This is a genomic window from Actinomycetota bacterium (genome assembly GCA_013152275.1).
Taxonomy (GTDB): domain Bacteria; phylum Actinomycetota; class Acidimicrobiia; order Spongiisociales; family UBA4744; genus BMS3Bbin01.
In genome coordinates this window covers 38,502-52,788 of sequence record JAADGS010000070.1, presented here as the reverse complement: position 1 = coordinate 52,788, position 14,287 = coordinate 38,502, and the positions used below count along the sequence as shown (strand labels likewise).

The window sequence follows — 14,287 nt, the reverse complement described above, 5'->3', positions numbered from 1 at the left end:
GTTCGCCGTGACGCGAAGAGCGTGTGTGTGCCAAGCTTCAGGGTGACGAGAGGAGAGAGATGCGCGCACTAGGTACTGCGGCATGGTTTGCCGTGCTTTCGGGGCTGGTTACAGGATGGCTGGCGGTCGTTCACGCGGTTGGAGCGGAGGACATGCCCGCCGCGGTGAGTCTTCTCGCCGCGGGATTGGTATTCGGGCTGCTGTCGCTGGCGCTGCTGAGGGCGGTCAAGCGATGAAGAGCGATGTCATCGAGGTTCGAAACCCGTACGACGGTGAGGTCGTGGGCACCGTCCCCTTGTGCGATGCGAACGACGTCGATGCCGCGTGTCGGACTGCGGCGGCGGTGCTTGCACGTGACGATTTCCCCAGGCACGCGAGAGCGCGTGTTCTCGAACAGGCGGCGGGACTGCTCAGAGGCCGTGTTCGCGAGTTTGGAGAGGTGATTGCCAGGGAATCCGGCAAGCCGATCAGGACGGCAACGGCGGAGGCGATGCGAGCCGTCGACACGCTGACGTTCTCTGCCGCGGTGGCACGCACGTTCACCGGAGAGATGGTTCCGATGGAAGCGTCCCAAGCCGGGGAAGGGCGGATCGGCTTTGCGATGCGGGTGCCGATCGGGGTCGTGGCCGCGATCAGCCCGTTCAACTTCCCCCTCAACCTGGTCGCCCACAAGGTGGGTCCGGCGATTGCCGCCGGCTGTCCGGTCGTGTTGAAACCGGCATCGGCGACGCCGCTGTCGGCGATCGCTCTCGTGGATCTCTTGATCGAAGCCGGCCTTCCGTCGGACTGGATCACGGTCGTCACCGGTCCAGGGGCGACCGTTGGCGGCGCCCTCGTCGATCATCCGATCCCCGCGCTGATCTCGTTCACGGGAAGCCCGGCCGCCGGATGGCAGATCCGGGCACGCGCCCCGCACAAGAAGGTGTCGTTGGAGCTTGGCTCGAGCTCACCGCTGATCGTCGAACCGGGCGTCGACCTGGACAGGGTGGCTTCGGCGGTGCGAACCGCAGGCTTCTCCCATGCAGGACAGAGCTGCATCTCCACACAGCGCATTCTCGTCCACAGGGACGTCAAGGATGCGCTCGAACATCTTCTCGCGAAAGCCGTCGATTCCCTCGTCGTCGGCGATCCACTGGACGAGGCGACGGATGTCGGCCCGCTGATCGATGCGGCGGAGACCGAACGCGTGTTGCGATGGATTCAGGCTGCAGTCGCGGAGGGGGCGAGGCTCGTGGCGGGTGGCAACGTCGAGAGCGGCCTGCTGCGACCGACCGTGGTGGCCGACGCTCCACTCGACACGGATCTGTGTACGAAGGAAGTGTTCGGCCCTGTGGTCGTGACGATCGGCTACGAGACGTTCGATGAGGCCATCGGGATCGCCAACGCCACCGATTTCGGGCTCAACGCAGGCGTCTTCACGAACGATCTGGGCAAAGCACTGCGGGCAGTACGGGCGTTGCACTTCGGGAGCGTCCTGATCAACGAAGTGCCGACCTACCGTGCGGATCAGCAGCCATACGGAGGCGTGAAACAGTCGGGGAACACGAGGGAGGGCCCCGCCTACGCCGTGCAGGAGATGACCGAGCTCCGGTTTGTGATGTTCTGAGCTACAACGGCACGACCATGACCGGGCACGGCGCATAGTGGACGAGACGGTCGGCAACCGATCCCAGGATGAAGCGTTCGATCAACCCGGCACCGCGACGGCCGATGACGAGTAGATCGGCGTTGTTCTGCTCGCAGAAACTGACGATCGTCGCAGCCGGATCGCCCAGCTCCTCGACCGTCTCATAGTCGACGTCGTCGAGGTCGAGAGCGTCGAGCGTCGAGTCGAGTGCTTCCTGTTGCGCCTCGTCCAGCGCCTTGGTGAGAGCGGTGGCGGTCGGAGGGGCGCCGCCGATGCCCCACCACCCCTCAGGAGGGCGTACCACGGTGACGAGCAGGAGCTTGGAACCCCATGCCCGGGCGATGTTGGCTGCCACCTGTGAAGCTCGAACACTGCCTTCGGAGCCGTCGGTTGCCGCAACGATGATCTTGGGAGCCCATGTCTTCATACGCCACCTCCAGTGAGTTTTCTCACCCAACTCTATGGCATCGCCGGCCACGATGTTGGTTTTGTGGCTTCAAACGGCAACAATGTCGGCTGTGAAGATCGTCGTCGCAGAGCCCATAGCGGATGCAGGGTTGCAACTGTTGGCCGTCAACGCCGAGGTGGATCTGGCCACCGAGGCGGATCACGAGGAGCTCATACGGCGTCTCCGAGAGGCAGACGCGCTTGTTGTTCGCTCCGCCACCCGGGTCGATGCGGGAATGATCGAGGCAGCTTCCAAGCTGCGAGTCATCGGCCGTGCGGGGATCGGCGTGGACAATATCGATCTGGAGGCCGCGACCCGAGCAGGCGTTCTCGTCGTCAACGCCCCGCAGGCAAACACCATATCGGCCGCCGAGCACACCATGGCTCTCCTGCTGGCCCAGGCACGCAATATCGCCCAGGCAGATGCCGCGTTGCGGAGCGGATCATGGGACCGAAAGCGGTTCCGGGGCGTCGAAGTGCACGGCAAGACCCTCGGCATCATCGGGCTGGGCAACATCGGAACGCTGGTTGCCAAGAGGGCGGCGGCGTTCGGGATGCGGCTCATCGGGTATGACCCCTACGTTCTGCCCGCCAGGGCATCCCGCGTCGGGGTCGAGCTCTCCGCCGATTTGGCAGGGTTGTGCGCGGAAGCCGATTTCATCACGGTGCACCTTCCCCGGACGAGGGAGACGGAAGGACTGATCGGAGCCGACCTCTTGGCACTCATGCGGGACGGTGTGCGGATCGTCAACACATCTCGAGGCGGGATCATCGACGAGGAGGCACTGGCGGACGCAGTGAGATCGGGCAAGGTCGCCGGTGCCGCCCTCGACGTGTACGCGTCGGAGCCGCTGCGTAACAGTCCGTTGTTCGAGCTACCTCAGGTCGTACTCACGCCGCATCTTGGAGCTTCGACGCGCGAAGCCCAGGATCGTGCGGCCACCGACGTCGCCGAAGCAGTCGTGGCTGCGCTCAACGGTGAACTCGTGCTCTCGGCGGTCAACGTCGATCTCGGCCAGGACATCTCGGATGAAGTGCGGCGGTTCCTGGCAGTTGCCGAACATCTCGGCAAGGTGTTCGTGGCGCTCGCCGGTGGCCTTCCGCGCGTCCTCACGATACGAGCCGAAGGGCGACTCGGCGGATACCCGATTCGTCCCCTGCGCCTTGGAGTGCTCAAAGGGGCGCTCGCCGGGAGCAGCGATGCACCGGTCTCCTATGTCAACGCTCCCGCGATGGCGGCGGATCGAGGCGTCAGGGTGGAGGAGGAGTCTTCTGAAGAGGCTCGCGGGTATCAGTCGGTGTTTCGGGTTTCAGGGATGGTGGCCGGTCGCGCGATCTCCGTTGCCGGCACGGTCGGTCGGGGCCCGCTCATCGCCGGGATACTCGGGTTTGCGCTCGAGCTTCCGCTGGCAAGTCACCTGTTGATCATCCGTAACCAGGACATCCCGGGGATGATCGGCAGGGTCGGTACCCTCCTCGGAGAACTCGACATCAACATTGCGGATATGGTTTTGGGACGATCACAGGATCAGCCGGGGATCGCGTTGATGGCGCTGAGCGTCGACCGCAGCATGTCGGATACGGAACTGGACGGATTGCGGGCCATGCGCGGTGTCGGCGAGGCGGTCGCCGTCGAACTGGATCTGCACTGACCGCCGTCGAGTCTCTCTCCCGAACCGGAGCGGGTGGAGCCGACACGTCGTCACGCCAGGATGGCGAAGAGCGCCCATCCGGCGGCGAGTCCGTAGAGGCCGGCGATGATGTCGTCCGCGGTGACTCCCAGCGCGCCGGGTAGGCGTTCCGCTTCGGAGACGCCGGGGAATCGCTTGGTGATGTCGGCGACACGGAACACGACGAACGCGACGACCGCCGCCCATCCTCCGAGGCCAATCGTGGCCCACAGCATGCCGGCGGCCTCGTCGGCGACGACCCATCCGGGGTCTCCTTCGGCGAACGGGCCGGCAGACCAGAGGGCGAGCGCGGTGACGGCCAGTGCGGCTGCGAGTTGCACACCCCACCCGAATGGATGCAGGAGGAGGGCAATGACCAGGGTCACCACCGAAGCGACCGTTCCCGAACCTGCATCGGAACCCCGAAGTCGTCTGAGTATGAGCCCGGAACCGAACCAGGATGCGACGAACCGATGCATCCCGTCAGCGTAGCCCGGGGCGTCGGGCCTGCGACGAACCGGATATAGCTCATCGGTCGGGATCGGACAGGTTCGGGATCGGGTGTGGATGTCTCCGATCCGGCATCGGCAGGCGCGGCCGACACCCGACGGCCCGCGATCTGCAAAACTAGGGACATGGATACGTCACGGTTTGTCTGGATGGACGGCGAGCTTGTTCCATGGGAGAAGGCCACCGTCCATGTTCTCGCTCATGCACTGCACTACGGCACCGGGGTCTTCGAGGGCATCCGTGCCTACGAGACTCCCGATGGCACTGCCGTGTTCCGCCACAGGGAGCACATGGAGCGTCTCCACAGTTCGGCACGGGCCTACGGCCTCGAGTTGGAGTGGACGGTCGATCAGCTCATGGAAGCCGCACGGCTGGTGGTCAGAGAGAACGAGCTCGAATCCGCCTACATCCGTCCGCTGGTGTATCTCGGGACGGGGTCGCTCGGTCTCAACCCGACCGGAGTTCCGACCCGCACCGCGATCGCCGCATGGCGTTGGGGTGCGTACCTCGGAGAGGAGGGGCTCCGGCGCGGTATTCGAGTGCGGGTGTCGTCGTGGCGGCGGCTCGACCATCAGGCGTTCGTGCCAAACGCGAAGGGGACGGGCGGCTACATGAACAGTGTGCTCGCGAAACGCGAGGCCGTTCGAGACGGGTATGACGAAGCCATCCTGCTCAATATGCGCGGGTTCGTGGCGGAGGGCTCCGGAGAGAACCTCTTCCTGGTGCGCCGCGGGGAGGTGAAGACTCCGCCGGTCTCCGCCGGGATCCTCGATGGGATTACACGCGCAACGGTGATGCAGCTCCTGCGCGACGACGGGTACGACGTTGCAGAGATGGAGGTCACCAGAAGTGATCTCTACAACGCAGACGAGCTGTTCTTCACCGGAACGGCCGCGGAGGTGACGCCGATTCGTGAGCTCGATGGCCGGTCGGTGGGTGCCGGCGAGCGCGGTCCTGTCTCGAAGCGGGCACAGGAGTTGTTCAAAGGCACTGTCACCGGCGAACTCGACCGGTACCGCCACTGGCTGGATTTCGTGTAGGAGGCTGACCGGTGGCCCAACAACCCAACATCGAACTGAACCGCGCCGACCTGCCTCGCCCGGGTCTGGCGTCTGAGGCGGCGGCCTGGAAACAACGGCGGCCCGGAGAGATCACCACCCCCGAACAGGCGGTGTGGGGCGGGTCGTTTGGCCGTCCCGGTCCGGACGCCGGCTGGGTGTTGCGTCTCGTCCGCGGCGCCGAGTTCGATCGAGGCGATCGCCCGGATACGCTCGAACGGATCGTTGCCACGGTTGCCGGCGCCAGAGCGGCTTTGGCGGGACGGGGGCCGATGTCCGAAGATGTCGAGGTTGCTTTGATCCTGCTCGGGTTGCGTCCGGAAGGTCTTCCGGGACAAGTCGCGGGTGTCCTTTCGGATGCCAGACGCGCCGCGATCGACCATGCCGCCCACGAACGGGACAAGGGCCGTTCCTTCTTGCGGACCGTGCCGGACGAGAAGCTCACCGCGAGCCCGGCCGAGCTTCTCGACATGCTGGCCGCCTGATGCAGGGTCGTTCAGGCGTGCGCGACGTCGAGCGGTCGCACCGATGAAGGTCGTGCGGCTCCAGACCGGCGAGGGGATTGCCTACGGCGTCCCCGAACAGGACGGCATTCGAGTCTACGAGGGCAGTCCGTTCGTGGCCTGGCGACAGACCGACGCCATCATCCCCTACAAAGAGGCGAAACTCCTGGCCCCGGTCTTTCCGACGAAGATCGTCTGTGTCGGCAAGAACTACGCTGCACACGCGGAGGAGATGGGTTCCGGTGTTCCCTCGGAGCCGATCATGTTTCTCAAGCCTGCCACGGCGGTGATCGGCCCCGGCGCCCCGATCATGTATCCGCGGATCTCGAAGAACGTGCACCACGAGGCAGAACTGGCGGTGGTGATCGGCAGTGTCGCGCATCATGTCAAGGCGGAAGAGGCCGAGTCGGTCATCTTCGGCTACACCGCGGCCAACGATGTCACGGCTCGCGACCTGCAACTCCGCGACGGGCAGTGGACGCGAGGCAAAGGGTTCGACACGTTTTGTCCACTCGGTCCGGCGATCGAGACCGAGCTGGATCCTCGAGAGGGTCTGGCCGTGTCGGCGCGGGTCAATGGAGAGACGAGGCAGTCCGGGTCGACCGCCGACATGGTGTTCGGTGTGGATGAACTGATCGAGTTCATCTCCGAGGTGATGACGCTGCTGCCGGGGGACGTCATCCTCACCGGCACACCGTCCGGAGCAGGGCCGATGCTTCCCGGTGACAGAGTCGATATCGAGATCGACCGCATCGGCGTTCTGTCCAATCAGGTGGCGGCCTCGTGAGCGTTCGTGTCCGCATCGCGCCCTCACCGACAGGGCCCCTCCACATCGGCAATCTCCGATCGGCGCTCTTCAACTGGCTGTTCGCACGGCATGAGGGTGGCGTGTTCATCGTGCGGATCGACGACACCGACTCGGTTCGCTCCCACCGCGAGTACGAGGACGATGCGCAAGAGAGCTTGAGGTGGCTTGGCCTGGACTGGGATGAAGGGGTCGGCGTCGGAGGCCCGCACGGCTCCTACCGGCAATCCGACCGACTCGACCGCTACAGGGAGGTCGCCGATGCGTTGTTGGATCAAGGGAAGGCGTATCGGTGTTTCTGCACTCCCGACGAGTTGACGAGGCGCAGAGAGTTGGCCAGGGCGCAAGGCGGGTTCTCGGGGTACGACGGCGTCTGCCGGCTGATCGACCCCGAGGAAGCCGCGCAGCGCAAGGACTCCGGAGAGGCGTCGGCATTGCGGCTGGCCGTCCCGCGCCCCGGTGAGACCCGGTTTCAGGATCTCGTGCGTGGCGAGATGCGATTCGACCATGCGGACGTGGACGATTTCATCCTGTTGCGATCCGACGGATCACCCACCTACCACCTGGCATCGACGGTCGACGACGTCGATTACGGGATCACCCATGTCGTGCGGGGTGAGGACCTGCTCTCTTCCACTCCGAAGCACATCCTCATCACGAAGGCGATGGGCGCACCTGTTGCGACATACGCCCACCTGCCGCTGCTGTTCGGTCCGGACGGGAAGAAACTCTCCAAGCGTCATGGTGACGTCTCCGTGCAGGCATACAGGGACCGGGGGATCCTTCCGGAAGCGATGTTCAACTACCTCGCGCTGCTCGGGTGGTCCTACGAACCGGACGTCACGGTGTTCACGAAGGAGCAGGCCGTCGAGCGATTCGACCTTGCCGACGTTTCCAAGAACCCGGCCGTCTTCGATCCGGCGAAGTTGGAGTGGATGAACGGCGTCTACATCCGAAACCTCGATGCCGACGGCTTCGTGTCGAGGGCGGTTCCTTTCGTGGAAGTTTCGATCGGGCGGACGCTCACCGATGACGAGCGTGAACGGTTCCGCAAGGTCTCGCCGCTGATTCAGGAGCGTGTGAAGAGCCTCACCGAAGTTGCACCGATGGTCGCTTTCGTCTTCACCGACCGACTGGAATATGACGAGAAGTCGTGGCGGAAAGTGCTCGGCCATGAGACGGCCCCGGCTGTGCTGGTGGCTGCGATCGAACGCCTCGGACGTCTCGCAGAGTGGGATCACGCAGCGATCGAGTCTGCGCTTCGCGCGATGCTGGAGGATCTGGGCATTGGCGCACGTCGAGGCCTTCAGCCGGTTCGTGTCGCCGTGACCGGATCGTCGGTGAGCCCTCCGCTGTTCGAATCGCTCGAGATCCTCGGCAAGGAAGTGACCCTTCACCGCCTCCGCGACGTCGCGGCACGACTGGAATCCTGAGGGCCGGTCTCCCGTTCGGGTCCACAGGGTCGTGCCAGGCCGGTGCCGGCCATGACTCTGTCAGAACGTGGGCGGGGCGGCACTAGGCTCAGGAAGTCGCATGGAGGAGGAAGGATGAATAAGGGACGCTGGCTCATTTTCGTGGCCGTGCTCGCCATGGTCATTGCAGCATGTTCGAGCGGTACGACCGCTGGTAGTGGAGGGACGTCGTGCGCGAAGGGCGACCTGCGGCTCGTCACCCCTGGTGTGTTGACGATAGGAACGGACGACCCGGCGTTCCCGCCGTGGTTCGAGGAGAACGACCCTTCGAATGGCAAGGGTTTCGAGAGTGCGGTTGCGTACGCGGTTGCCAAGGAACTGGGATTCTCGCCCGACGAGGTCACCTGGGTGGTGGTTCCGTTCAACAACTCGTACCAGCCGGGTGAGAAGAACTTCGACTTCGATATCAACCAGATCTCGATCACGCCGGAGCGGGCCCAGGTCGTCGACTTCAGCGACGGCTACTACAACGTCAATCAGGCGCTCGTGGCCTTCGACACCTCGCCTGCAGCGAGCGCGAAGACAATGGCCGATGTGAAGAAGTTGAAGCTCGGCGCCCAGATCGGTACGACGAGCCTTCAGTACATCGAGAACGAGATCAAGCCTGACACGGAGCCGTTCGTCTATGACACGAACAACGACGCGAAACTCGCGATGGAGGCCGGTCAGATCGATGGGATCGTCGTCGACCTGCCGACGGCGTTCTACATCAGCGCGGTCGAGATCGAGGGTTCCTCGGTCGTCGGTCAGTTCCCGTCGGTGGGGGACAATCCCGAGCAGTTCGGCATGCTGTTCCAGAAGGACAACCCGCTGCGAGCCTGTGTGAACGATGCCTTGCAGAAGCTCAAGGACAACGGGGAACTCGCAGGGATCGAGAAGCAGTGGCTTTCGGATGCCACCGGAGCGCCTGTGATCACTCCCTAGATGAGACTGTTCGGACCACCGCGGGACGTCGAGCCGACGTCCCGCGGGTGGTCGAGTCGGAGCCTGCCTCAGCGGTGGCGTGATCTGCGTGCCCAGGAAGGGGCGCGGGCCGCGCTGATCGCCATGGGCAGCACCGTCGTGTTCTTCACGATCGTCATCTGGGCGGTGCTGAGCTCCCCGACGTGGCCGAAAGTGCAGAAACAGTTCTTCTCGGGCGCCCATTTCGCCAAGGTGTGGCCGGACGTGCTTGCCGGGTTCTGGCTCGACGTGAAGATGTTCCTCGTCGCCGAAGCCCTGATCCTGATCATCTCGCTCATCATCGCGGTGATGCGCAGTCTTCACGGTCCCGTGTACTTCCCGCTGCGAATCCTCGCCGTGGGATACACCGATCTGATTCGTGGTATCCCCCTGCTGCTCCTCCTCTTGCTGCTCGGTTTCGGGGTCCCCGCCCTCGGTCTTCACGGGGTGCCGTCCAGCCCGGTGTTCTGGGCCGTTGCGTCACTCGTCATCTCGTACAGCGCGTACACCGCGGAGGTGTACCGGGCGGGTATCGATTCGGTGCACCCGAGCCAGCGTGCGGCGGCGAGGTCTCTCGCGCTCAGCCAGGGTCAGTCGCTGCGCTATGTCGTGCTGCCCCAGGCGGTGCGGAACGTCATCCCACCGCTCCTCAACGGTTTCGTCAGTCTCCAGAAGGACGTTGCGCTGGTGAGCATCCTCGGGGCGCGGGAGGCGGTGCGCGAAGCGCAGATCTATGCGGCGCTGAATTTCAACAACACGGGGCTCGTCGCGGCGGCACTGCTGTTCCTCGCAGTGAGTGTCCCCCTTGCGCGATTCACCGACTGGTATGCGGAGCGTGACCGTCGGCGCCGGTCGAGTGGGATGCTCGTATGAGGGCGACACCGAAACTCATGCTCGAGAAGGTCCGTAAGTCGTTCGGAGATCTGCTCGTTCTCGACGACATAGATCTCCAGGTCGGTGAGCACGAGGTCTTCTGTCTGATCGGCTCGTCGGGTTCCGGCAAATCGACCCTGCTCAAGTGTGTGAATCTTCTCGAGGCGATCGACGCGGGCAGGATCCTGCTCGACGGCAAGGTGACGACAGAGAGGGGAGTGAGTCCGAACGATGTGCGACGGCACATCGGGATCGTGTTCCAGTCGTTCAATCTCTTCCCGCACATGATGGTGCTCGACAACATCACCCTCGGACCTCGCAAGGCTCTCGGTGTGGACGACGAGGAGGCGGAGGACGCGGCGATGACGCTGTTGGAGCGCTTCGGCCTCGCCGACAAGGCGTCGGAGTATCCGGATCGTCTCTCCGGCGGCCAGCAGCAGCGTGTCGCCATCGTTCGGGCGTTGGCGATGCAGCCGGATCTCATGCTCTTCGACGAGGTGACGTCGGCGCTCGACCCCGAGCTCGTCGGCGAGGTTCTCGGAGTGATCCGCGATCTGAAGGCTTCGGGCATGACGATGCTCATCGCGACGCACGAGATGGGTTTTGCCCGTGAGATCGCCGATCAGGTCTGCTTCCTCGACGGCGGTCGTATCCTCGAGCAGGCACCACCCGAGGAGATCTTCACCAATCCGAAAGCGACGAGGACCCAACAGTTCCTCCAGAGGATCATCGAGGCGGGACGGCTTTGAGTTCTTCGTGGCCTTCGGGGAGGCTGCCCAACTGGCGGCATGCTTCTGGGCGCCTATCATCGTTCCGTCATCGTGGCCCCGTCGTCCAGCGGCCCAGGACGCCGGCCTTTCAAGCCGGTAACGCCAGTTCGAATCTGGTCGGGGCTACCAGTGCGGATTCGCTCGTGATCTCTCCGACGGGCCGCTCTCCTTCCGTACCGGCGGGTCCGGCGGCGTACGTCCCTCATCGCGGGTCGGCAATTCTGTCGGGGGGGCCTGGTACGATACGAACGTATGTTCGATACCTCGATACCGCAGCGTTTGGCCGAGATGGAGCCGGGGCCGGCTCTGGCCGCGTTCCTGGCGTCGATCGATGTCGGGAAGTTGTCTGGTCATGACCGGGTTGTCGTGTTGCGAGCCCATCAGCGAATGGTGTCGTGCTACACGGCCCATGTGTATGAGGACATGGCCGCCGTGGTCGACCACATGCACCAACTCGATGACGATCGGCGACTGGCCGAGGAGTCGGCGGCTGCCGAGATCCGGGCGGCACTGCGCCTGACTCGTCGTGCCGCCGACACAGAGCTGGGCTGGGCGCTGGACCTCAAGCTGCGTCTCCCACAGGTCTGGGGGCTGTTGGCCGCCGGCCACATCGATGTACGTCGCGCCAAAGCCATCATCGTGGCCACTTCGCATCTTTCGATGGAGACTGCCCGGGAAGTCGTGGAGCGGGTGTTGGACATGGCCCCACAGTGGACAACCGGGCAGTTGACGGCTCGGTTACGGCGGCTGTGTATCGAAACCGATCCCCAACAGGCCGAAGTGCGTTATGTCGAAGCGGTGGCGGATCGCAGGGTGGTGGTGCAGCCGACCGAGTCCGGGACCGCCAATCTGCTGGGTTTCGACCTGCCGCCGCATCGGGTGGCTGCCATAGCCCGCACGATCAATAGGTTGGCTCGAAGCCTCAGAACCACCGACGAGCCTCGTACGATGGATCAACTCCGAGCCGACGTGTTCATGGACCTCCTCGCCGTCACCGACGGCACCGGCGCGGTGAGCAGGGATCGGGGGGTCGTCGACATCCATGTCGATCTCGAGACTTTGACGGGTCTGTCGGAAGCTCCCGGTGAGTTGGCCGGATACGGGCCCGTCATTGCCGACATCGCCCGTCAGGTGGCCGAACGGCAAGAAGAGGCCGAGTGGCGGTTCGTCGTCACCGATCCCGACACCGGGCTTCCCCTCCACGATGGGATCACCCGCCGGCGGCCCTCCGTCGAGCAACGACGTTTCGTGGAGACTCGTGATCGAACCTGTGTGTTCCCCGGTTGCCGCATGCCGGCCACCGACTGTGATCTCGACCACCGAGATCCCTACGCGCAGGGCGGGTCCACCGATCCCACGAACCTGGCGCCTCTGTGCCGACACGACCATGGCATTCGCCATCAGGCAGGATGGACATACCAGTCCCTTCCCGACGGCGGCCATGAATGGACCAGCAGGCTTGGCCACCGCTACACGATCTGTGGTCGATCGCCCTGACCACGCCTGAAGGTCGGCAATGGTGATATCGCTAGCCTGATCGGGTGACCAAGTACCTGGTTCGGCGTACGCTCTCGGGGCTCGTCGCTCTGGTGCTGTTTACCGCCGGCATGTTCCTGCTCGTCGAGGCGCTCATTCCCGGCGACTACGCGACACCGTCCCGACTCTCCCTGTCCGGACCGGAACTCGAAGTGTTGCGCACCCAACTCGGCCTCGATCGCCCGATCCTGATTCGGTATCTGTTCTGGCTCCGCAACGTGGTCACGCACGGGCTCGGGTCGACCACGTTGGGCTGGGTGGGGCCGGGGGAATTGATGAGGGCCATTCCTGCGACCGCTCTCGTGTTCATGGTCGGAATCGGGGTTGCGTACCTGTTCGGTTCGTGGCTGGGACGCATAGCCGGCTGGCGGCGCGGGGCGAGGGGAAGGACCTTGACATTCCTCGCCGTCACCACGTACACGATCTTTCCCCCGTTCCTCGGATTCATGCTCGTCTACCTCCTCCGGAGCCGGCTCGTCGATGTGCGCAACGGTGTGTTGGGTTCCACCGTCGACTGGTTGGGAGTCGATCGCGCAGCCGTGATGGGGCGAATGACCGTCACGATCGTGATCGCCACGCTCCTCGTGTTCACCGTCGGGGTCGTCGGGGCTCGAGTCTTGGGGAGGCGGCGGGGCCTGCCCCTGCTCGGCAAGCTCGTCTTGGTCGTGGGGGTCTCCGTGGGGTGGTGGGCCTACCGGGGGATGCTGGGCTTCGCGATCGACGTGCTGTTCCTGGCGGCAGTTCCGACGATCGCCTTCGCGGTCCTCTCCTACGGTGATTTCCTGCTCGTGATGAGAACGTCCATCGCCGCCGTCAGGCACGAGGACTACGTGATGGCCGCTACGGCCAAAGGGCTTCCGGATCGAGTCGTGCGGGACCACCATGCCGCGCGAAATGCCGTGTTGCCGGTCCTCGGCAGACTCGTGGTCAGCCTGCCCTACCTGCTCAGCGGCCTGATCATCATCGAAGAGTCCGTCGGATGGGCCGGAATGGGCACGCTGCTCTTCGATGCGGTGTCGGCACAGGACATGCCGGTCGTCATGGACATCTTGCTGCTGATCGGCGTGCTCACACTCGTCGTGCGCCTTGTGTTCGAGATCATGCAGGCGGTGCTCGACCCGCGGATCTGGAGGGCCGTGTGAAACTCGTGGTCGAGCGCATTCGGGCACGCCGGCGAGGCGTCCGCAGGTCTCTGCAGGCCGTCTGGGGGAGCCCGACCGCCGTGGTCGGGCTCGGGCTGATCCTGCTGTTCGGGATCGCCGCGTTGATCTATCCGCTACTGCTGAGGACGGTCTGGCCGGCCAAGATCTACGATCCGCTGGTCGGATTCGACTTCACGATGATGCATCCCGCCGATCCGTCTTCCGCGCATCTGCTCGGCACCGACGCCCTTGGCCGCGATGTGCTCAGCATGATCCTGGCCGCCTCGCGGCCCGCGTGGGTGGTCGCGCTCACCGCGGCGATCACAACAGGCATGATCGCGACGTTCGTCGGAGCTTTGGGAGCCTTCTACAGGGGGTGGGTCGATGGTGTGCTGTCCCATGTCTCCGACGCCTTCCTGCTGCTGCCGGCACCGATCTTCGTACTGATCATCGCCGAGCAGGTCGAGCTGTCCCCGGTCCGGTTCGGGCTGGTGTTCGGGCTCATCAACGGTCTCGGTGCGGGGGCGATCGTGATGCGGAGTCAGGGGCTCAAGGTCATGGCCGAACCCTTCATCGAGGCCGCCAGGGTCGCCGGCGGGGGCGGTCCCCATATCCTGGTCAGGCACCTCGTGCCGCACTTGCTGCCCCTGGCGGTCCTGTACATGATGCTGTCGGTCGTCGGAGCGATCGTCGCTCACGGATTCGCGGCGTTTCTCGGACAAACGGAGTCACTCGTGAGTTGGGGTGCGATCGTGTTCTTCGGTGTCACTTCGGCGAGATCGTTCAGCGGCGTGGTGCCTTGGAGTGCGCTGGTATCGGCCTCTGCGGCGCTTTCGCTGTTCGCCGGGGCGTTCTACCTGGTGTCGTCGGGGCTGCGCGAGATCCTCGATCCGCGTCTGCGGGCTCGGTGAGTTTTGCCGAGAGCAACCCCC

15 protein-coding genes and 1 tRNA gene are annotated in these 14,287 nt (G+C 64.5%); 14 read left to right on the top strand and 2 right to left on the bottom strand.

Annotation, left to right across the window (positions count from 1 at the left end; translation table 11 throughout):
• The first annotated feature begins 59 nt into the window (after positions 1-59).
• Both GXP34_11395 and GXP34_11390 read left to right on the top strand, forming a co-directional pair.
• The gene (locus tag GXP34_11395) at positions 60-236 is read left to right on the top strand and encodes a hypothetical protein (GenBank protein ID NOY56575.1); all 177 of its coding nucleotides are present in this window, start codon (positions 60-62) and stop codon (positions 234-236) included.
• On the top strand, positions 233-1,606 hold the full coding sequence (locus tag GXP34_11390) for an aldehyde dehydrogenase family protein (GenBank protein ID NOY56574.1): 1,374 nt from the start codon (positions 233-235) through the stop codon (positions 1,604-1,606). The genes GXP34_11395 and GXP34_11390 overlap by 4 nt, the downstream gene beginning before the upstream one ends.
• A 1-nt stretch (position 1,607) precedes the next feature.
• On the opposite strand, the gene GXP34_11385 is transcribed toward GXP34_11390, so the two are convergent.
• The gene (locus GXP34_11385) at positions 1,608-2,054 is read right to left on the bottom strand and encodes a universal stress protein (GenBank protein ID NOY56573.1); all 447 of its coding nucleotides are present in this window, start codon (positions 2,052-2,054) and stop codon (positions 1,608-1,610) included.
• A gap of 91 nt (positions 2,055-2,145) precedes the next feature.
• On the opposite strand from GXP34_11385, the gene GXP34_11380 reads away from it, so the two are divergent.
• Positions 2,146-3,726, top strand: coding sequence for a phosphoglycerate dehydrogenase (locus tag GXP34_11380; GenBank protein ID NOY56572.1), 1,581 nt, complete (start codon positions 2,146-2,148; stop codon positions 3,724-3,726).
• A 50-nt stretch (positions 3,727-3,776) separates the two neighbouring features.
• Here GXP34_11380 and GXP34_11375 read toward each other — a convergent pair whose 3' ends face one another.
• On the bottom strand, positions 3,777-4,223 hold the full coding sequence (locus GXP34_11375) for a hypothetical protein (protein ID NOY56571.1): 447 nt from the start codon (positions 4,221-4,223) through the stop codon (positions 3,777-3,779).
• A 156-nt stretch (positions 4,224-4,379) separates the two neighbouring features.
• On the opposite strand from GXP34_11375, the gene GXP34_11370 reads away from it, so the two are divergent.
• From GXP34_11370 to GXP34_11320, 11 genes are all read left to right on the top strand, one after another.
• Positions 4,380-5,294, top strand: coding sequence for a branched-chain amino acid transaminase (locus GXP34_11370; GenBank protein ID NOY56570.1), 915 nt, complete (start codon positions 4,380-4,382; stop codon positions 5,292-5,294).
• Positions 5,295-5,305: 11 nt separating this feature from the next.
• Complete coding sequence (locus GXP34_11365; protein NOY56569.1) at positions 5,306-5,797, top strand: hypothetical protein; 492 nt, start codon at positions 5,306-5,308, stop codon at positions 5,795-5,797.
• Between the two features lie 43 nt (positions 5,798-5,840).
• A complete protein-coding gene (locus GXP34_11360; protein ID NOY56568.1) occupies positions 5,841-6,602 on the top strand; it encodes a fumarylacetoacetate hydrolase family protein in 762 nt (253 codons plus the stop codon).
• A complete protein-coding gene (locus GXP34_11355; protein ID NOY56567.1) occupies positions 6,599-8,053 on the top strand; it encodes a glutamate--tRNA ligase in 1,455 nt (484 codons plus the stop codon). Before GXP34_11360 ends, GXP34_11355 begins: the two co-directional genes overlap by 4 nt.
• 135 nt (positions 8,054-8,188) lie before the next feature.
• Entirely contained in the window at positions 8,189-9,016 is an 828-nt protein-coding gene (locus GXP34_11350; protein NOY56566.1) for an amino acid ABC transporter substrate-binding protein, read from the top strand.
• On the top strand, positions 9,017-9,907 hold the full coding sequence (locus tag GXP34_11345) for an ABC transporter permease subunit (GenBank protein NOY56565.1): 891 nt from the start codon (positions 9,017-9,019) through the stop codon (positions 9,905-9,907).
• Positions 9,904-10,656, top strand: coding sequence for an amino acid ABC transporter ATP-binding protein (locus GXP34_11340; protein ID NOY56564.1), 753 nt, complete (start codon positions 9,904-9,906; stop codon positions 10,654-10,656). The genes GXP34_11345 and GXP34_11340 overlap by 4 nt, the downstream gene beginning before the upstream one ends.
• A 74-nt stretch (positions 10,657-10,730) precedes the next feature.
• Positions 10,731-10,806: transfer RNA gene (locus tag GXP34_11335), tRNA-Glu, on the top strand.
• 123 nt (positions 10,807-10,929) lie between these two features.
• Complete coding sequence (locus GXP34_11330) at positions 10,930-12,174, top strand: DUF222 domain-containing protein (protein NOY56563.1); 1,245 nt, start codon at positions 10,930-10,932, stop codon at positions 12,172-12,174.
• Between the two features lie 44 nt (positions 12,175-12,218).
• Positions 12,219-13,355, top strand: a complete 1,137-nt coding sequence (locus GXP34_11325; protein NOY56562.1) for an ABC transporter permease — start codon at positions 12,219-12,221, stop codon at positions 13,353-13,355.
• Positions 13,352-14,266, top strand: coding sequence for an ABC transporter permease (locus tag GXP34_11320; GenBank protein ID NOY56561.1), 915 nt, complete (start codon positions 13,352-13,354; stop codon positions 14,264-14,266). Before GXP34_11325 ends, GXP34_11320 begins: the two co-directional genes overlap by 4 nt.
• Positions 14,267-14,287: the final 21 nt, after the last annotated feature.